This window comes from Motilimonas thetidivivens, assembly GCF_046452435.1.
In the GTDB taxonomy this organism is placed as follows: Bacteria; Pseudomonadota; Gammaproteobacteria; order Enterobacterales; family CBDFNC01; genus Motilimonas.
Genome location: NZ_JBKFDK010000012.1, coordinates 40,685 through 58,964, shown reverse-complemented (window position 1 = coordinate 58,964; position 18,280 = coordinate 40,685). Strand labels below are relative to the sequence as shown.

The 18,280-nt window shown below is 45.4% G+C and carries 16 protein-coding genes; 9 read left to right on the top strand and 7 right to left on the bottom strand.

The window, feature by feature from the left end; translation table 11 throughout:
- Positions 1 to 43: 43 nt before the first annotated feature.
- The 3 genes from ACK8OT_RS10775 to ACK8OT_RS10765 form a co-directional block, all read right to left on the bottom strand.
- Positions 44 to 1,321, bottom strand: a complete 1,278-nt coding sequence (locus ACK8OT_RS10775) for an O-antigen ligase family protein (RefSeq protein WP_410196519.1) — start codon at positions 1,319 to 1,321, stop codon at positions 44 to 46.
- Between the two features lie 8 nt (positions 1,322 to 1,329).
- The gene (gene lpxM / locus ACK8OT_RS10770; protein ID WP_410196518.1) at positions 1,330 to 2,280 is read right to left on the bottom strand and encodes a lauroyl-Kdo(2)-lipid IV(A) myristoyltransferase; all 951 of its coding nucleotides are present in this window, start codon (positions 2,278 to 2,280) and stop codon (positions 1,330 to 1,332) included.
- Positions 2,281 to 2,404: 124 nt separating this feature from the next.
- On the bottom strand, positions 2,405 to 3,334 hold the full coding sequence (locus ACK8OT_RS10765) for a substrate-binding domain-containing protein (protein ID WP_410196517.1): 930 nt from the start codon (positions 3,332 to 3,334) through the stop codon (positions 2,405 to 2,407).
- Positions 3,335 to 3,727: 393 nt separating this feature from the next.
- On the opposite strand from ACK8OT_RS10765, the gene ACK8OT_RS10760 reads away from it, so the two are divergent.
- From ACK8OT_RS10760 to ACK8OT_RS10740, 5 genes are all read left to right on the top strand, one after another.
- Positions 3,728 to 4,846, top strand: coding sequence for a branched-chain amino acid ABC transporter substrate-binding protein (locus tag ACK8OT_RS10760; protein ID WP_410196516.1), 1,119 nt, complete (start codon positions 3,728 to 3,730; stop codon positions 4,844 to 4,846).
- A 79-nt stretch (positions 4,847 to 4,925) separates the two neighbouring features.
- Positions 4,926 to 5,852, top strand: coding sequence for a high-affinity branched-chain amino acid ABC transporter permease LivH (gene livH / locus ACK8OT_RS10755; protein ID WP_410196515.1), 927 nt, complete (start codon positions 4,926 to 4,928; stop codon positions 5,850 to 5,852).
- Positions 5,849 to 7,117: a high-affinity branched-chain amino acid ABC transporter permease LivM gene (locus tag ACK8OT_RS10750; protein ID WP_410196514.1), complete on the top strand. Its 1,269-nt coding sequence runs from the start codon at positions 5,849 to 5,851 to the stop codon at positions 7,115 to 7,117. The genes livH and ACK8OT_RS10750 overlap by 4 nt, the downstream gene beginning before the upstream one ends.
- Positions 7,110 to 7,877 carry a high-affinity branched-chain amino acid ABC transporter ATP-binding protein LivG gene (gene livG, locus ACK8OT_RS10745; RefSeq protein WP_410196513.1) on the top strand — a complete coding sequence of 256 codons (768 nt, stop codon included), beginning with the start codon at positions 7,110 to 7,112 and terminating at the stop codon, positions 7,875 to 7,877. Before ACK8OT_RS10750 ends, livG begins: the two co-directional genes overlap by 8 nt.
- Positions 7,877 to 8,581, top strand: a complete 705-nt coding sequence (locus tag ACK8OT_RS10740) for an ABC transporter ATP-binding protein (protein WP_410196512.1) — start codon at positions 7,877 to 7,879, stop codon at positions 8,579 to 8,581. The genes livG and ACK8OT_RS10740 overlap by 1 nt, the downstream gene beginning before the upstream one ends.
- A gap of 89 nt (positions 8,582 to 8,670) precedes the next feature.
- Here the strand turns inward: ACK8OT_RS10740 and ACK8OT_RS10735 are convergent, their stop codons facing one another.
- Positions 8,671 to 10,413 (bottom strand): family 20 glycosylhydrolase, encoded by a 1,743-nt coding sequence (locus ACK8OT_RS10735; RefSeq protein WP_410196511.1) that lies wholly within the window; start codon positions 10,411 to 10,413, stop codon positions 8,671 to 8,673.
- Between the two features lie 547 nt (positions 10,414 to 10,960).
- Between ACK8OT_RS10735 and ACK8OT_RS10730 the strand changes: the two genes are divergently transcribed.
- Positions 10,961 to 11,245 carry a hypothetical protein gene (locus tag ACK8OT_RS10730; RefSeq protein ID WP_410196510.1) on the top strand — a complete coding sequence of 95 codons (285 nt, stop codon included), beginning with the start codon at positions 10,961 to 10,963 and terminating at the stop codon, positions 11,243 to 11,245.
- Positions 11,246 to 11,255: 10 nt separating this feature from the next.
- On the opposite strand, the gene ACK8OT_RS10725 is transcribed toward ACK8OT_RS10730, so the two are convergent.
- Positions 11,256 to 11,861 (bottom strand): LysE family translocator, encoded by a 606-nt coding sequence (locus ACK8OT_RS10725; RefSeq protein WP_410196509.1) that lies wholly within the window; start codon positions 11,859 to 11,861, stop codon positions 11,256 to 11,258.
- Between the two features lie 204 nt (positions 11,862 to 12,065).
- On the bottom strand, positions 12,066 to 13,220 hold the full coding sequence (locus ACK8OT_RS10720; RefSeq protein ID WP_410196508.1) for a hypothetical protein: 1,155 nt from the start codon (positions 13,218 to 13,220) through the stop codon (positions 12,066 to 12,068).
- Positions 13,221 to 13,455: 235 nt separating this feature from the next.
- Here ACK8OT_RS10720 and miaE point away from each other — a divergent pair, with 235 nt between their 5' ends.
- Entirely contained in the window at positions 13,456 to 14,220 is a 765-nt protein-coding gene (miaE, locus tag ACK8OT_RS10715) for a tRNA isopentenyl-2-thiomethyl-A-37 hydroxylase MiaE (protein WP_410196507.1), read from the top strand.
- Positions 14,221 to 14,305: 85 nt separating this feature from the next.
- Entirely contained in the window at positions 14,306 to 16,324 is a 2,019-nt protein-coding gene (gene rep / locus ACK8OT_RS10710) for a DNA helicase Rep (protein WP_410196506.1), read from the top strand.
- 170 nt (positions 16,325 to 16,494) lie between these two features.
- On the opposite strand, the gene ACK8OT_RS10705 is transcribed toward rep, so the two are convergent.
- A complete protein-coding gene (locus ACK8OT_RS10705) occupies positions 16,495 to 16,893 on the bottom strand; it encodes a c-type cytochrome (protein ID WP_410196581.1) in 399 nt (132 codons plus the stop codon).
- 437 nt (positions 16,894 to 17,330) lie between these two features.
- Here ACK8OT_RS10705 and rfbD point away from each other — a divergent pair, with 437 nt between their 5' ends.
- On the top strand, positions 17,331 to 18,233 hold the full coding sequence (rfbD, locus tag ACK8OT_RS10700) for a dTDP-4-dehydrorhamnose reductase (protein ID WP_410196505.1): 903 nt from the start codon (positions 17,331 to 17,333) through the stop codon (positions 18,231 to 18,233).
- Positions 18,234 to 18,280: the final 47 nt, after the last annotated feature.

Here is an 18,280-nt window from a genome sequence, read left to right as displayed (position 1 = left end):
TTGATATTTTAGAGTTAAGCTATTTGCTAGTATTTTGGCTAATTTAGAAAGAACTATTAAGTTGCTTTTCGATCTGCTTTTTTTGGGCCAAAGAAATAGAAATCCCCATAAAAAGTAGGCTTATGATGGAAGTGAAAATGCTGCCTGAGTTATGACCTATAAAAACTTGAGATAAACCATAGCCCCAAAGCATTATGGTGCTGGAGATACCCGCTTGATTTATTGCAGTTAACTGTGGGTCAGGGCTTTTATTACGACTGAATATGTATATAGGCAAGGTAAATAAAGCTAATAATGCTGCTAAACCTATTACTCCTCTTAGCGATAAAGCTTCTAAGTATTGATTGTGAGAATGCCAATTGAGCGCGCCTTCGTGAATTGATACTAACTGAGCTGCAACTTGTTCTCGTCGAAGCTCAATACGATCTTTTACACTAATGCCAATAGTGAGGTGACTAGGGGCGAGCAATATAGCACTTTTGAATAACTCAAAGCGTATACCAATAGATGAAAATACCCTGCTGTCATCTTGATATTGTTGAATATCATCAATCGCTTGATCAATTCGAAGTTGGTGTTGAACCTGAGGGATTTGAGCAATGCTGGCACCAACAATACCCATAGTTACTAAAGTAATGACTAGCACTCTCTTCGAAAAGTTAATGTTTGCTGCAACTAAATATATTAAAACGAAAGGGAGGAAGACCCAGCCACCACGGCTGCCTGATAGAAAGCTAGCTAGCATACCAAAAGCGGATGCAATTAAAGCAATCACTGCGATTTGCTTTTTTGCAACTGTGTTAAAGTAAAAGGCAAAACAAAGGCAGATGACCCCTAAAGACATGGCCATATTACCGCTTTGTATTGGCATATAACCTTTATTCCACCAGATTGGGCCACTTCCAGCGCGTTCAAAAGCTCGAGGAATACCTTGTATTTGGGTTTGATATAACGCAATGAAACCAGCAATAAAAGCACCAATCATAAAGCTATACATAACCCACCGGATGTTAGGACGAAAGGTCACAACCGCGTATAGGATGGGAAGAGCCAGAATAAATCGACTGGTCTGATCTATATAACTGGCTTTTTCTCCATGAATAATCAATGCAAGCAGAAAGCTTAAAAAGTAGCCAGAATAAACGATGGTGATTAATTTAACATGCGGTATAGATAGGGCTGTTCGAGTTTCCTTAAGCATCCAAATAGACCATAAAAACAATAATGCCGCACCATAGTTATAACCTTTGCCAATACTTAGGCAAAATATAGGGAACAAACATACAAGAAAACTAATGATTATTTCTTTTTTGTCACTCATTTAAAGCCTTATATAAGATATGGATTAGGCCCATCATTGGGACGCGTTTTTAACAGGCGCAAAATCCACATATATTGCTCGGGATGTTGATTGACGTAATTCTCAATGCAGACATTCATCATGCGAGCGTCCTGCTCTTCGCTGTCGGTCGGAAACGGCGATAAAGCCGGTTGGATCTCTAGCTCAAACTTGCCCGTGGTTAGGTTCATCATGGCAAACACAGGGACAATTTTGGCTTTGGTTAGCTTAGAGAGTTTGCCTAATCCTTTGATCGTGGCTTTTTCGGTGGCAAAAAAATCAACGAAAACGCTGTTTTCCGCCCCTAAATCTTCATCGGGTAGGTAGTAACCTAAGTAACCGTTTTTAACCGAACGTAGGAAGGGTTTAATCCCTTGCGCTCGCTCATACACATAGCCGCCGTAGCGAATGCGTTGACGATTGATCAGCCAGTCCATCACTTCATTTTTTTGCTTTTTTGCCATGGCTGAGGTGGGGATTTGTCTTGAAGCAAAGATAGCGCCGGGGACATCCAGTGCCCAAGTGTGAGGCACGAGTAATATGACGCTTTGGTTGTTGTCTGTGTATTGGGTTAAGTGTTCAAGGCCTGATATTTGGGTGTTGCGCTCTAGCCAGCGGTTACTGCGAATACTTAAACCCGGATAAGCAAATAGGTAGTTACCCCCCACCATTAGGCTATCGAATAAGATCTGCTCACGCTCTTGCTCTGATTTATCCGCAAAGCACATGGCTAAGTTAACTCTTGCCCGTTTATTCGCTTTGCTATTCAAACGGATGGCAAGCTTAACGAGCAAAAATACTAGGCTGCGACGTACAAAAAAAGGTAATAGGCTAATGGCTGTTAAGGTGAATACCACAAGCCAAGTACCCCAATATTGCGGTTTTAGCATGCCCCAATGAAATTGAGGGTTGTGGGCTTTAGGATCAAATTCAGTTTGCATACTGTCTCAGATTTAAAGTTAAGGCTTTAACAGGGCGGAAACCGCTCCTAGATACGCAGCGCCAAAAATGTAATGGCATAAAAAGGATGAGTTTATCACTAATTGCAGCAAATCCGAACTCGAATTAATGCGCTTCATTGTGTTGAGCAAGGCGTAAAGGCACTTTTAAATAGGGCGTCGGCGTGGCGCCATTAATAATGTTAACCGCGCTATTGATGGCTGCGGTGATCATTGCGTCGGGCTGTTGCACTAAGGTTGCATTAATGCGGCCTTGTTGCACCGCTTTAAGCCCCGCTGGCGTGCCGTCGAAGCCAACAATCGCTATCTGCGGGTTTAGTGAAGGTCTAGCTGCAATGGCGGCGGCCGCGCCCAGCGCCATTTCATCATTATGAGCAAAAATAGCACGGATATGAGGATGTTGATCTAGCATGGCGGCCGTGATTTGCTGCGCTTTTTGTTGGCTAAAATTGGCTACTGCCTTGATGGTGCTTGGCTGTTGGTATGCCTCTAGTACATCGGCAAAACCTTGGTTGCGATCTTGGCTAACAGAAATATCCATTGGCCCGATGAGTTCAAGGATATTGCCTTGCCGATGCGTTAAGGCCAGTAAGTATTCACCCGCCATTTTAGCGCCCATGTAATTATCACTGCTGATGTGGAGCGCCACTTCACCGGCGTTTACATTGCGATCTATGCTGATCACAGGCCAGTTATGTTGATTCGCATAGCTTAAGGTTTTAGCGGATTGGTTGGCTTTGCTTGGAACCAGTAATAAAGCCTGAGCGCCGGCTTGATGGGCCGCCACTACTTGCTCATATTCATGATCACTGCTGCCCATGCTGTTAATTAAAATCAATTGGTAACCGCGGCTACTGGCATATTGAGTGGCCGTATTTGCCATGGTTTGAAAAAAGGGATTGGTTAAATCAGGTACCACGAGGGCGATTTTTACCGGCGCAGGAGCACAAGCTGACAGCCCAAAGACAATACTGACAGGGATAACAACCCACCTTGCAAAAATCGAAACGAATTGCTGCCACACCTTGTTGATCATAATAGCGTTAATGATTGTTTATTGACTGTTCTCTGAATATATCATCTGCTTGAGCGTGTGCATTTAATAATCTGCTCTGAAAGTTGATAAAAATGTAGCTATGACTAAAATTTTATTTTTGGTTATTTATCTTGTTATAAAACCATGTTAATGAAGTGTTGCGGCTAAATTTAACATTTATCCAGTTTTTTGTACTGTTCGATGTCTTTATGTTGATGCAATATCTCGATATTAAAGATCTGATCCGACACAAATTTTACGCTGTTGAGTTTGTTCAACTATTATTCATGGTGTTAAAACGGATGGGTAATAAAAGCTTATTAAGTTAATTGTGAACTTAGTAAAGCGCATCTAAATAAATAACAAATTACAGCATTGATGGAGAAGGGTTGCATGAACAAGTGGACGAAAACAGCGGCTGGCGTGGCCGTTTCATTAGCATTATTAGGTAGCTCAACGTTAGCTTATGCCGCTGACACAATTAAAATCGCGATGGCAGGCCCAGTAACAGGCCCTGTTGCGCAGTATGGTGATATGCAATTTACTGGCGGTAATGCGGCCATTGAAATGATCAACCAAGCCGGTGGTATTAACGGCAAACAACTCGAAGCTGTGATTTACGATGACGCTTGTGATCCCAAACAAGCAGTGGCGGTAGCTAACAAAATCGTTAACGACGGTGCGCAATACGTACTTGGCCACCTTTGTTCAAGCGCGACGCAACCGGCATCGGATATCTATGAAGATGAAGGTATTTTATTAATTACCGCTGCGTCAACTAGCCCTGAAATTACCAGCCGTGGTTACGAGCTTGTGTTTCGTACCATAGGTTTAGACAGTGACCAAGGCCCAACGGCGGCTAACTACATTATTAACACCGTCAAACCAAAGAAAGTGGCGGTTATCCACGACAAACAACAATACGGTGAGGGCATCGCATCTTCGGTTAAAGCAGGCCTAGAAGCGGCGAATATTCCTGTGGTGGCGTTTGAAGGTATCACCGCGGGCGATAAAGACTTCTCGGCTATTATCGCTAAGTTGAAAAAGCTAGATGTGGATTTTGTTTACTACGGCGGCTATCACCCTGAGTTAGGCTTATTACTTCGTCAATCGAAAGAAAAGGGCCTAAATGCCACTTACATGGGTCCAGAAGGGGTGGGTAACAAGGACATTTCAGCCATCGCGGGCGAAGCGTCTGAAGGTTTGTTGGTTACCTTGCCGAAAAAATACGACTTAGACCCTGCGAACAAAGCCGTGGTAGACCACATTGTTGCCAAGGGTGAAGATGCCACAGGTCCATTCGTGTGGACAGGTTATGCCGCTATTCAAGCCATGGCACAAGGCATGAAAGCAGGTAAAACTGACCCATTTGAGCTAGCCGAGTACCTACGCGCTAACACAGCTCAAACCGTAATGGGTGACCTACAGTGGGACGCTAAAGGCGACCTTAAAGGCTTTGAGTTTGGTGTGTTCACTTGGCACAAAGACGGCACCTCTACGCAAAAACAATAATCACCATGATGGCGGGCTAAGGCCCGCTTAATAACTTAGCCTGCTGGTCAGGTTGAGTCTATTTTTAGTTGAGGACATTATGTCTGAGCAGTTTTACTATTTTCTTCAACAGATCCTCAATGGCGTCACCATAGGCAGCACTTATGCCTTGATTGCCATTGGCTATACCATGGTTTACGGCATTATCGGCATGATTAACTTCGCCCACGGTGAAGTGTATATGATAGGCAGCTACGCTGCTTTTTTTGTGCTTGCTGGTTTAGCCATGTTAGGTTTTGATAGCTTAACCTTAATGTTAATCGCTGCATTTACCCTAAGTATTGTGATCACCAGTGCCTATGGTTGGAGCATTGAGCGGGTCGCTTATCGTCCTTTGCGCGGCGGTAACCGTTTGATCCCGTTGATCTCCGCTATCGGTATGTCGATATTTTTGCAAAACTTTGTGCGTCTAGCGCAGGGCTCACGTGATATCGCCATGCCCAGTTTAATTACCGGCGGCTGGACCATAGGCCCAGAAGATGCCTTTAACGTCACCTTGTCGTATATGCAGGTAATTATCTTTGTCGTGACCTTTATTTCCATGTCGGTGTTAACCGCCTTTATTTCTAAATCGAAAATGGGCCGGGCTTGTCGTGCTTGCGCCGAAGACTTAGGCATGGCGAACTTACTGGGGATTAACACTAACAAGGTGATTTCTATTACCTTCGTCATCGGTGCGGCACTGGCTGCGGTCGCTGGTGTGTTACTCAGTATGTATTACGGCGTGATCAATCCTTACCTTGGCTTTATGGCCGGATTAAAAGCCTTCACCGCGGCGGTATTGGGTGGCATTGGCAGTATTCCTGGCGCTGTGCTGGGTGGGTTACTGCTGGGCATTACCGAAGCCATCACAGCGGGCTATTTTAGCTCTGAATACAAAGATGTAGTGGCCTTTGGTTTGCTGTGTTTTGTATTGCTATTTATGCCAACGGGGATTTTAGGTAAGCCGGAGGTAGAAAAAGTATGAGCAAGTCTAGCTTTATTGATGCGCTGATTGCCTCTGTGGTGATGTTGATTTTAACCAGCTGGCTATTAGGTTTACAGCTGGATAATCAGCCTGACGGTTTACGCATTATCCTCAATGATACCGCCCACACCAATTGGGTGATTATCGGTGTGCTGTTGGTCTTTTTTACTCAGTTATTTAAAGCGCCTATTAGCCGAGTGTTTGGTCAGCTAAAGTCTAAGGGTCAAGACTCGGGCTTTAAATTGCCGGCACCGGAAGAAAAACCCACCTTATATCGCTTTATTACCATCGCTGCCTTAGCGGGTCTGTTGATTTGGCCGTTTGTCGCCTCGCGCGGCGCGGTGGATTTAGCCACCCTCACCCTGATTTATGTCATGTTAGGTTTAGGCTTGAACGTAGTCGTGGGCCTGGCGGGTCTGCTTGATTTAGGGTACGTCGGCTTTTATGCCGTGGGCGCTTATACCTACGCCATTTTAAACACCTATTTTGGCGTTGGTTTTTGGACTGCATTACCGATAGCGGGCGGTTTAGCCGCGTTATTTGGCTTTTTACTTGGTTTTCCGGTGTTGCGGCTACGCGGGGATTATTTGGCCATCGTGACCCTGGGCTTTGGTGAGATTATCCGCATCATGCTGAATAACATGACCGAGCTAACAGGCGGCCCTAACGGCATTAGCCAAATTGATAAACCGACCTTATTCGGCCTTGAGTTTAATCGCCGCGCCAAGGAAGAAGGCGTGACCTTATTCCATGATTTTTTTGGCATTGATTATGATTCGACTTATAAGGTTATATTTGTTTATTTGGCAGCGGTGCTGCTGGTGGTGTTAACGGTGTTTGTGATTAACCGTTTATTGCGTATGCCCCTTGGGCGCGCTTGGGAAGCACTGCGTGAAGATGAAATTGCCTGTCGCTCTTTGGGCTTAAATCCAACCTTAATTAAACTGTCTGCCTTTACCATAGGCGCAGCATTTGCAGGCTTTGCGGGAAGCTTTTTTGCGGCGAGACAAGGCTTTATCAGTCCCGAGTCGTTCACCTTTATCGAGTCGGCGATTATTTTGGCCATTGTGGTGTTAGGCGGCATGGGCTCACAAATTGGCGTGATCTTAGCGGCGATAATCATGACTATCCTGCCCGAGATGGCGCGTGAGTTTAATGAATACCGCATGTTGATGTTTGGCTTGATGATGGTGTTTATGATGGTATGGCGACCACAAGGATTGTTGCCTATGACCCGGCCGAAGATGGAGATGCGCAATGGGTAATCAGTTATTACATGTATCCGGCTTAACCATGCGCTTTGGCGGTCTGTTGGCGGTCAATAACGTGGCGCTTGATGTTAACGAGGGCGAAATTATCTCGGTGATTGGTCCCAACGGGGCAGGTAAAACCACCGTATTTAACTGTTTAACGGGCTTTTACAAACCGACGGCCGGTGAAGTGATTTATCGCGGTGAAGCGGTGCAACAATTACCCGGCCATGTTATTTCGCGTAAAGGCATGGTGCGTACTTTTCAACATGTGCGTTTGTTTAAAGAAATGACCGTGGTGGAAAATTTACTGGTCGCCCAGCATCGCCATCTTAATACCGGCTTTTTGTCTGGTTTATTTAAGACTAAAAGCTTTCGTCAGTCTGAGCAGCAAGGCCTTGAAAAAGCCGCGGTGTGGCTTGAGCGTATCGGCTTGGCTGAATTTGCCAACCGTCAAGCGGGCAACCTTGCTTATGGTCAGCAGCGCCGTTTGGAAATTGCACGCTGTATGATGACCCAGCCAAATTTATTGATGCTGGATGAGCCAGCGGCGGGCTTAAACCCAGCCGAAACCGACGAGTTGGATGAACTGATCGTGGAATTGCGCGACCAGCACAATATTTCAGTGCTGCTGATTGAGCATGATATGAAGCTAGTGATGGGCATTTCGGATCGAATTTATGTGGTCAACCAAGGCTGTCCATTAGCCAATGGCACACCCAAAGAAATTCAATCGAACCCTGATGTGATCAAAGCTTATCTTGGAGAGTTTTAATGTTAGAGCTGAAAAATGTATCGGCCCACTACGGCCAAATTCAAGCCCTACACGACGTTAATATCCAAGTAGGTAAGGGTGAAATAGTGAGTTTAATCGGCGCCAATGGTGCCGGTAAAACCACATTACTAATGACCATTTGCGGCGATCCTAAGGCTAGCCAAGGGGAGATCTTGTTTGAAGGCGAGCCGATCCACTTGCAGACAACGTCGCAAATCATGCGAAAAGATATTGCCATCGTGCCGGAAGGAAGACGCATTTTCTCGCGCCTAACGGTGGAAGAGAATCTGCACATGGGGGGCTTTTTCTTAGATGATAAGGCGGAATTTGCGCGTTTGGAGCAAGAGGTTTATAGCTTGTTTCCTCGTTTGCTAGAGCGCAAACATCAACGCGCTGGCACCATGTCGGGCGGTGAGCAACAAATGCTAGCCATGGGGCGCGCTTTGATGAGCAAACCTAGGCTATTGTTTTTGGATGAGCCATCCCTAGGTTTAGCGCCCATTATTATTCAGCAAATTTTCGATATCATAGAAAAGCTACGTGAGCGTGGCATCACGGTGTTTTTGGTTGAGCAAAATGCTAATCAGGCATTGCGCTTATCTGATCGTGGTTACGTTATCGAAAACGGCCGGATAGTGTTAGAAGATAGCGGAGCTAACCTGCTCACCAATGAGGAAGTGCGCAAAGCTTATTTAGGTGGCTAGGTAATGACATTCTGTAGGAGCCGAGCTTGCTCGGCGAAAATTAACCATTCCCGGAGCGAGCTCCGGTCCTACACTACGTGCCTTGCGATTTAGCTGGAATAGAGTTGATGTAAATATTCTAACCTTGCGATGCTGTCAGCAAGTCCACCCATGCGGTTATGTGCTAGCCAGAGCGAGCGGTATTGGATTAATAGCGGGGCAAGTTCACTCGCCAATATGGCTTTGCTGGAGGCATTCATTTGTTCAATGTCTCGGGTTTGTTGCTGCAGCATTTGCTGACCTAAATGCGCACCATGTAGCAGTAATTGCGCGGTGAAAACCAGTTGCTCGCGAATGGCGCTGGTGGCTGATAACTCTTCGATACATAGGCTTAGTATGGCGTGGGCTTGATTAAAGCCATGCTCGGTTAAATTGGTCGAGCGGCGCAAATGACGGCGAAATTTTTGGTCGAACAATAGTGGCCCAAGAAAGCAGGCATTTGGGGTCACAATGCCTAAGTCGAGATAAATATTTTGCAGGCGGATTGCCCAATAGGCCGCGCGCTCGTCATGGCAAATTAAATGGTTTAGCCAATACTCAACATCGATGTTGTTATTTTGCTCCGCGCCCCAAGCCAAGGCTGCGCCGTAAATGTAACCCGCATAAGGAAATATATCTTGTTGGGCATGACCCATGTCGCCCCATTCCGAAATATGATACCCACTTGCCCCAAAAGCTAAGCCAGATTTTGCTGCGCGCAGCATATGGGTTTTGGCATTGTCCCAGCGCCCTGAAATGGACGCAAAACAGCAAGTGGACACGACCACGTGAAACGGCAAACCGGTGGCAGCTAGCTGTTGATGCTCTTCGTCATAGGGATGATTGGCTTCATAGCCCCAATTCAACAACGTTAGATCGGCAGGAAGTTGCGATAAAATTTCCGGATATTGAAACAACATGTCGCTAAATATTTGCGTATGTAACCCTTTCGCTTGGGTTAATGCGAGGATCTTATTGAGATAATCGACATACACCTGGCCCTTGCTGGTGGCTGCGCAGGCTGCTTTACTGGCGTCGACCCCCAGATCCATGGTCTCGTCAAAGTTAATGTTAATGGTGTTACTGCTAAAGTTAGGCACCAGTTCATCGATTAGGCCACTGACAAAGTCCACCGATTGCTGGCTTAATGGATTGAGGCCAAATGAAAATGGTCGAAAGTCACCACGTTGGTCGTAAAAGCCGGTGGTTTGCTCGGCAAGATGTTTGTATTCAGGGTGAGCCAGCCAGCGCTCCATATGACCAAAGGTGGCGACATTAATAATCAATTCAATGCCCCGCTGCTGACAATACTTGTCTATTTGCTGGATCTCCTCTGCCGTCATCGGCGATTTATCTGCCCATACCCGTTTATGTTCACGCCATGCAAAGGTGTGTTCGGTGTAAAGCTGCAATTGATTGATGCGACAAATCGACCAAAAATCAATGAGCTGTTTGAGATGGTCTAAAGTTGGGATCTTATCTCGACTGATATCGAGCAAAATGCCACGGGCGCAATAATCAGGAGCATCCTTAATTAGGCCACATGGCAGAGCTTGAAATTGCTGAACGAGTTGGCGCAACGAATGCAGCGCATAGAGCCTGCCTTGCGGGCAAGCATAACGTAGCCAAACCCCTGACGCTTTAATCTCAATTTCATAACCTTGCTCAGGCAAGGTGGGGTCGTGCTCGGCTTGCAGCCAGTCGGGCGCAGCGGTTGTCAATTCAATATGGTGTGGTTGCCAATCCGAAAATACGTTGAATTCGCCAGAGCTGGGTTGCCAAGATTTAGGGCTAGGAAAAATGCGCAATGTCATAAGGTGCAATCTCAAACATGTTAGAGCGTTTAGCATACCCAACACTGTTCAAAACTATCAAGATAATATTAAGCATCATGATAGTTGGTAACATTTTTGAGGCTGTCAGGCCGTGTTACATAATCGTTGTGTTGTTAACAAGTTCAGTCATTTTGGGCTGAATTATCCGGCTAGGGAAATCGCTTAGTGTTTAAATTATCAGGTGTTTTAGCCATACCGTTAGGCCAGGTCTCATCTTGTTTTTTAAATGTTAAGTTGTTGTAAAAATAAGTGTTTTTTTACTTTTTACCAAGATAGTGCTAGGCTGGATATGTTCGCAATTTGAACAAATTTTGAGCACAACATTATAATGCACAAGTTAGGATGCAGGCGATAGATCGGCACCTAAACAACCTGAATTGTTGTTTATATTCTTATGCCAAGCCATTAGACAAGCCACCAGACAAATCGAGCTAGATTGTCTTATTAGAGCGCTTGTTGAATGTACTTAGGGCGAGGCAACGGATATGAACGAGAGCAATGGGTGCAAACAAATAGGGAGATAATAATGGCTAAAAGTTATTTTAGAAGCTCGGGTGCCTCGGCGTCGGTGGGTGGTTATAAAGCGCCAAGTTTATCAAGAAGCGGTAAACCGCAAGACATAGCAGCACTAAATGCGCCGCCCAGTGGCACATTTATGAAAACCAAGGTGGAGTTAACCCATTCTATTGTGGGGATTAACAACGGCAGCGTGATCAAGCCGATTAAGCCGAAATTTATATTCCAACCCGCCCCAGAAGGCAGCTTCTTAAAGCCTTATAAAAAACGCCAAAGTGAATCAGAAACGGCTTAACGCTGTTTACCTACACCATCAAGTTATGCGCTGAATCGAATAGCATAAATAAGGCAAAACCGGTCAGTATCCATGCGGTACTGGCCGTAATAAATGTCTGCCTTTGTTGAAATAGGTTAAACACATGAGTTTGGCTTAAGGCACAAGCCACCACTAAATACCAGACAAAGTCGACCCCAGACACGGTGGCAAAAATAATCACCTGACTGGCGATGGCGCTATCAGCATTAATAAACTGGCTAAACAAGGCGATAAAGAATAGCGCAATTTTGGGGCTAAACAGCGCCATTAAAAAGCCATCGGACCAAGGCTTAGCGGCCTTGAATGCATTAGGCTCAGATGCAGCTTGGTTTTGTGTCGGCGCGGTGGGATTGGCCGATTGTTTTACACTACGCCAGGTCTGCCAACCCAGATAAAGCAAAAATAGCGCGCCAGCCAGTTTGACTAGATTGAACAGCAAAGGGGAGTTGACCATGAGTAGGGCGACGCCAGAGACACTCAGTAACGCCCAAACACCAACCCCTAGTGCATGGCTAAAAGCGGTAACAATGCCTGCCTTGCGGCCACTGTTTAAGGTATTTCGTATTACTAAGGCAAGGCTAGGGCCTGGGCTCATTGCACCTAGGCAGCAGATTAAAAACAGAGTAACCCAAAGCTCCAGAGACATAAGTTTGACTTCTTAAACAAAAACGCCAGTATCGTTAACTTTGATACTGGCGGCAAGTCTATTGTTGTAGGACCTGAGCTTGCTTATGGAATGGGCGAGGATAATTCGCCGAGCGAGCTCGGCTCCTACTCAGCCCGGCTAAGAGCTGTGCTTTTAGGTGGTTTGATAGAGCAGTTTTAAGCGCGACATCTTAGTCTTAGTCTGTTCAACCAAGCGATTGTAATCACTCACAATTTGGCTGAAATCACCTTTGAAGCGTTGCGGCTCTATGCTAAATACTCCGCCATTTTCAGCTTGCTTGCGAATCGCTTGATGAAATTGTTGCAGCGGCTGATGAAACAGGCGATGTTGGCTCACAAAGTGGGCGACGGCCAATAGCACAGAAATGGCGATCAGCACGTACAAGGTATATTGCGTATTCACAAACGCATTGGACTTCACACCAAACAAGCTATGCTCAATGGATTTCACATTCAAAGCAACTTGATTGGTACGTGTCAGTAACTCATCTTTTAGCACTTGTGTTTGCGCCAATTGTTGTTGGGTGTAATCAATTTCTTTTGGGTAGCGTTGAATTAGGCTGTTGAGGTTATCGGTAATGCTGACGATTTTGTCTGCGGCAACGGCATCATCGCTGTCATCGCCAAAGAAATCGTCGCTATCAACCTTTTCTTCCATCAAGCCTAATGGGCTAAGGGCTTGGGTTTGTCTGACTTGCGTTTTTAGTTGCGCCAGCTGAAACGCAATACTGCTTTGGTTTTGTTCGCTACGGTTATCAAGATATTGACTACGCAGTAAACTGAGTACGTGGGCGGTTTGTGCCATTTCCGCCGCGAGCATTTGATACTGCATGGCTACGCCAGGGTTAATGTCCATACCTGTTTCACCGTATTCCGCCAACGATTTGATATTGTCGGCTAACTCGCGCTCGGCATTGACCAATACCGCTTGGGCGTTGTTACCCAGTTTGCCAGCGGCGCGGTATTTTTGGCTCAAATCAAGGCGCAATAAGGCCACTTGGTAAATGATGCTGGCGGTTTTGTCGTTGTTAATTTGGCGTAGTGAGTTTTCTAATACCTCCAGTTGGGCTTCAGCTTTGGCCAAAATAGTGGCATCGCCGCTGTTGAGGTAGTCGATCACGGTTTGCTTTATATCGATAGCAATTTTTGCTTTGATTTCTTGGTAGCGCTGCACATCATCTTGCTGTGCTTCCAAGTTATTGGCCCCTTTGATAAAAGTTAATACCAACAACCCAGCAATCAAGCATTGGCCGATTAACGAGCCTAATAATAATTTTGGTAGCTTCATCTGCTTACATCCTTGTGGTTTAGTGACTTGGTTAGAAACTAAGTTAATAACTGCGCGCATAGTAAGCATCAAGTGTGACAATTTTGTGACCTAACGCGTTAATTTGTAAGTGGTAAGTATTAGCTGAGTTAAGCGTCTAGGTAAGCTGAAATGGTGCTGCTAATGGTGAACTCACTTCGCTTAAAAAACACAAATATGGTAATCTGCGGCCAATTTTTCCCTGCTGGAGTGCGCCGTGAGCGAAGTTGAACAGTTATTAGCGCCTATTCATCAATTTTTACAATGCACCACACCGGATGCGTGGGTTGAAGAGGCGGCAAAGCCAGAAAATTTAAAAGTCTTGCTGCTTGATCATTTAATGTGCGAGCTAAAAGCGGGACAGTCGGCGATGTTTTTAATTCGCAAATACGCGGTTACGCCTGAAAGTGCGCAAACCTTGTTAGATTGGTTTGGCCCGTATGAAGATTTTGCTTATCGCAAAAAAGGTAACCTCGCCAGCCTCAAGGGTAAGAGTAATATCTCAAAAAGCATCATGGCGAAAAGTGACTCTCCTTATAGCCAAGATTTGATTGATAAAATGGTGCTGTTGATAAAAGAAGAGTTGCACCACTTTTATCAAGTGCTGGAAATCATGGACGCGCGTGGCATTGAATATGAAAATATCCGAGCAGGGCGTTATGCTAAAGGCTTGCTCAAGCAAGTGCGTAGCTATGAGCCTGCTGCATTAATTGATAAGTTGATTATAGGTGCTTACATAGAGGCGCGCTCGTGCGAGCGGTTTGCTAAAATTGCGCCATACCTTGATGACGACATGAATAAGTTTTATGTCTCCTTGCTGCGCTCTGAAGCGCGCCACTATCAAGATTATTTAACCTTGGCTCAGCAAATATCGCCTGACGATATCAGTGAGCGGGTTAAGTTAATTGGCCAAGCCGAAGCCGAATTGATCTGCACTCCTGATACGGATTTTAAGTTCCACAGCGGTGTGCCCGTTTTGTAGGAACTGTATTTATACAGCGAATAATAAATTGATATGGCAATGTTTTTCGCGATTTAAAAATCGCTCCTACTCAGGTTAAACTGACATGCAAATGAACCCACGCCAAGATGAGGCGGTTAAATATATCTCTGGCCCTTGTTTGGTATTGGCGGGGGCAGGCAGTGGTAAAACACGCGTTATCACCAATAAAATTGCTTATTTGGTGCAGCAATGTCAGTACGATCCGAAAACCATCGCGGCGGTGACCTTTACCAACAAAGCCGCCCGAGAAATGAAAGAGCGGGTGGCGCAAACCTTAGGCAAAAAATCGGCCAAGGGCGTAACCGTTTCTACTTTTCATACCTTAGGTTTGGATATCATTCGCAAAGAGCATAAGGTGATCGGCATTAAGCCGGGCTTTTCGCTGTTTGATGATCAAGACTCACTCGCCTTGCTCAAAGAGCTAACCGAGAAAGAGCTTAAAGAAGATAAAGATCTTTTGTCACAATTGGTTACCCAGATTTCTAATTGGAAAAACGATCTGATCTTGCCGCCACAAGCGATTAAAATTGCCCGCGGTGCGCAAGAGGTTTTATTTGCCCAAGCTTATGACAAATATCAGCGCCACATGACGGCGTATAATGCGCTTGATTTTGACGATTTAATTCTAATGCCCACCATGCTGCTGAAATATAAAGAAGAAGTGCGCAGCCGCTGGCAGCAAAAAATTAAATACTTGCTGGTGGACGAATACCAAGATACCAACACCAGCCAGTACGAGCTGGTTAAATTATTAGTGGGTGAACGGGCGCGTTTTACCGTGGTGGGCGATGACGATCAATCAATCTATTCTTGGCGCGGCGCACGGCCACAAAACTTGGTGTTACTCAAAACCGACTTTCCAAATTTACGTTTGATTAAGCTAGAGCAAAACTACCGCTCAACCCAGCGCATTTTGAAATCGGCCAATATTTTAATTGCCAATAACCCGCACGAATATGAAAAGGCCTTGTTCAGTGAGCTACATTACGGTGAGCCACTGCGTGTGCTGTATGCCAAAGACGAAGAGCACGAAGCCGAGCGCGTCGTGGCCGAGTTAATGGGGCATAAGTTTATGAACAACACCAACTTCAAAGATTACGCGGTGTTGTATCGCGGTAATCATCAAAGCCGAGTGTTAGAAAAGGCGATGATGACTAACCGTATCCCCTACAAGATCAGCGGCGGCACGTCGTTTTTCTCGCGGGTGGAAGTGAAAGACATGCTGGCGTATCTCAGGTTGCTGGCTAACCATGACGACGATAATGCGTTTTTACGCATCGTTAACGTGCCGCGCCGTGAAATTGGCCCGGCTACGTTAGAAAAATTAGGTAACTATGCCAATTTGCGCAATATCAGCTTATTTGCCGCGAGCTTTGAGCTTGGCTTAGAGCAAACCCTAACAGGGCGAGGCTTACAAGCGGTGCGCAGTTTTACTCGCTGGCTGGTGGAGTTAAACGATCAAGCCCAGCGCGGCGATGCCGCTGAAGCGGTGCGCGACATGGTGCGCCATATTCATTATGAAGATTGGCTTTACGAAACGAGCCCGAGCCCGAAAGCCGCTGAAATGCGCATGAAAAACGTCTCTGAACTGTTTCGCTGGGTAACCGGCTGGCTCGCAGGCGACGATTTAGAAGAGCCGATGACTTTGCCACAAGTGGTTAACCGCTTAATGCTGCGCGACATGATGGAGCGCAACGAAGGCGAAGACGAAGCCGACCAAGTTCAGCTAATGACACTACATGCGTCAAAAGGTTTGGAATTTCCCTTTGTGTTTATGGTGGGTATGGAAGAGGGCTTTTTACCCCATCAAACCAGCATAGATGAAGACAATATCGAAGAAGAGCGCCGCTTGGCCTATGTGGGTATTACTCGTGCTCAACAAGAATTAACTTTCACCTTGTGTCGCGAGCGACGTCAATACGGCGAGTCTATTCGTCCCGAGCCCAGTCGGTTCCTACTTGAACTGCCACAAGATGACGTGGTGTGGGAGCGCAGTGGTCAGCAAACCCAAACCAAAGAGCAAAAGCAGGAAAAAGGCCAAAAAGGGATAGCTAATCTAAGGGCGTTGTTGAAGAAATCGTAGAAAATGAATCGTGTAGGAGCGATTTTAAATCGCGAAATGTTAGCTAAATCAGTTGGTTGTTTGCTGTGTAAATACAGCTCCTACGAAATTCTTCTTTCGCAGGAGCGATTTTTAAATCGCGAAAAAACAAGATATGAATCAGTTATTCGCTGTTTTACTAAAGAGTTGTTTTATAAACCGCTAATCATGAAATCAACAGCGGCTTTGATTTCGTCATCAGAACAATCCATACAGGTGCCTTTGGCAGGCATGGCATTAAAGCCTTCAATAGCGTGTTTATATAGGGTGTCATTACCTTGTGCAATACGGCTAGCCCATGCGCCAGCATCGCCTTTAACCGGTGCGCCAGCAGCGCCAGTAGCATGACAAGCCATACATTTGGTGTTGTAAACGGTTGCGCCATCACGAGGACCCGCGTCGGCAACCGCTTCTGTTGCAGGGGCTACATCAGGTAGCTCGCCATCTAGGTAAACATCACCTACAGGCTTGATACGCTCTGCAATCGCTTCGTCAGACATGTCAGCTGAGGATGCAAAGCTGAGTGTTGAAAACAGGGCAAGGGTTGCCATGGTTAGCTTAGGTAATGTTAATAAGTCTTTAAATATACTCACAATTTGCTCCAATGTTGTCATACCTTTACAGGCTTGTTGTTTATTCTTCCTAGAATTTTAGCCGATTATAACCGCTATGTAGCAAGGGATAAACATTGGCATAGTAGAAATGGTTAAGAAGAGCTACAAAAGTGTATATAGTTGGCAAGTCTATATTGAAAATAATTTACTTGAGATAAACCTTGGATCTAGTTCTCATCTTTACGATGAGGCGCCACCATTTTATTACAAAGTGGCTCTAACTGAAGTTTGTCATTTTCAATCAATCAGGGTTTTCGTTATGATTGGCGCCTTATTTTTTCAATGCTCACCAGCAAAACTTGCTGAGAATCAACATGGCGATCTCTTGCTCATTCAAGAATGCCTTGAGTCATCCATCACTTTGGAAGGTTATTATGAAATTATTGATATTTGGAAAAAATGGTCAGCTTGGATGGGAGCTTCAACGGGCGTTGGCTCCTTTAGGGGAAATTATATCAGTTGATTCTGATTCAACTGACTATTGTGGTAACTTTTTAGATCCTGCTGGTGTTGCAGAAACCGTAAGGCAAGTTAAGCCTGATGTCATATTTAACGCGTCAGCGCATACAGCTGTTGATAAGGCTGAAAGTGAACGAGACCTCGCATTGCTGATTAATGCAACGAGTGTGGAGAGTATTGCTACCGAGGCTGACAAGTTGGGTGCATGGCTGGTGCATTACTCTACAGATTATGTATTTGATGGTAGTGGTGAAAGGCCATGGTGTGAGAATGATCAAGTTGGGCCTTTAAATGTCTATGGTGAAACTAAGTTATTGGGTGAGCAAGCTGCTGCGCGCTGTTCGCGACACCTTATATTTAGAACCAGTTGGGTCTATTCTTCGCGGGGTAACAATTTCATTAAAACAATGTTGAAGTTAGGCCAGCAACGAGAACAGCTTTCGGTTATTGATGATCAAATAGGAGCTCCAACAGGGGCGGAATTATTGGCAGATTGTTCTGCTCATGCCATTCGCATCGCATTTGCTAAGCCAGAATTAGCAGGCCTTTATCACCTCGTTGCAAAAGGTGCCACATCCTGGTTTGAATTCGCAGAATTTATTTTTTCACAGGCAAATGAATCAGGTGTAACTTTGGCCCTCAAACATTTAGAACCCGTGCCGACGTCATCATATCCAACCGCAGCAACAAGGCCACACAACTCAAGACTGAATACAAGTAAATTTGAGGAGGCATTTAATCTCACTTTGCCATCATGGCAGCATGGTGTAAAACGCATGATTGCGGAAATACTGCCTTTACATATTCAAAACTCGTGAGATAAAGATTTATGAGTATGCTGTGCTACATGCTTGCTATCAACAAC

Bases quoted from the DNA above. Each gene is read 5' to 3' on its own strand.
- ACK8OT_RS10775 (WP_410196519.1), bottom strand. From the start codon at position 1,321: ATGAGTGACAAAAAAGAAATAATCATTAGTTTTCTTGTATGTTTGTTC.
- ACK8OT_RS10750 (WP_410196514.1), top strand. From the start codon at position 5,849: ATGAGCAAGTCTAGCTTTATTGATGCGCTGATTGCCTCTGTGGTGATG.
- ACK8OT_RS10725 (WP_410196509.1), bottom strand. From the start codon at position 11,861: ATGAGCCCAGGCCCTAGCCTTGCCTTAGTAATACGAAATACCTTAAAC.
- ACK8OT_RS10735 (WP_410196511.1), bottom strand. From the start codon at position 10,413: ATGACATTGCGCATTTTTCCTAGCCCTAAATCTTGGCAACCCAGCTCT.
- ACK8OT_RS10720 (WP_410196508.1), bottom strand. From the start codon at position 13,220: ATGAAGCTACCAAAATTATTATTAGGCTCGTTAATCGGCCAATGCTTG.
- ACK8OT_RS10765 (WP_410196517.1), bottom strand. From the start codon at position 3,334: ATGATCAACAAGGTGTGGCAGCAATTCGTTTCGATTTTTGCAAGGTGG.
- rfbD (WP_410196505.1), top strand. From the start codon at position 17,331: ATGAAATTATTGATATTTGGAAAAAATGGTCAGCTTGGATGGGAGCTT.
- livG (WP_410196513.1), top strand. From the start codon at position 7,110: ATGGGTAATCAGTTATTACATGTATCCGGCTTAACCATGCGCTTTGGC.
- livH (WP_410196515.1), top strand. From the start codon at position 4,926: ATGTCTGAGCAGTTTTACTATTTTCTTCAACAGATCCTCAATGGCGTC.
- ACK8OT_RS10705 (WP_410196581.1), bottom strand. From the start codon at position 16,893: ATGGCAACCCTTGCCCTGTTTTCAACACTCAGCTTTGCATCCTCAGCT.
- lpxM (WP_410196518.1), bottom strand. From the start codon at position 2,280: ATGCAAACTGAATTTGATCCTAAAGCCCACAACCCTCAATTTCATTGG.
- ACK8OT_RS10730 (WP_410196510.1), top strand. From the start codon at position 10,961: ATGGCTAAAAGTTATTTTAGAAGCTCGGGTGCCTCGGCGTCGGTGGGT.
- ACK8OT_RS10760 (WP_410196516.1), top strand. From the start codon at position 3,728: ATGAACAAGTGGACGAAAACAGCGGCTGGCGTGGCCGTTTCATTAGCA.
- rep (WP_410196506.1), top strand. From the start codon at position 14,306: ATGCAAATGAACCCACGCCAAGATGAGGCGGTTAAATATATCTCTGGC.
- ACK8OT_RS10740 (WP_410196512.1), top strand. From the start codon at position 7,877: ATGTTAGAGCTGAAAAATGTATCGGCCCACTACGGCCAAATTCAAGCC.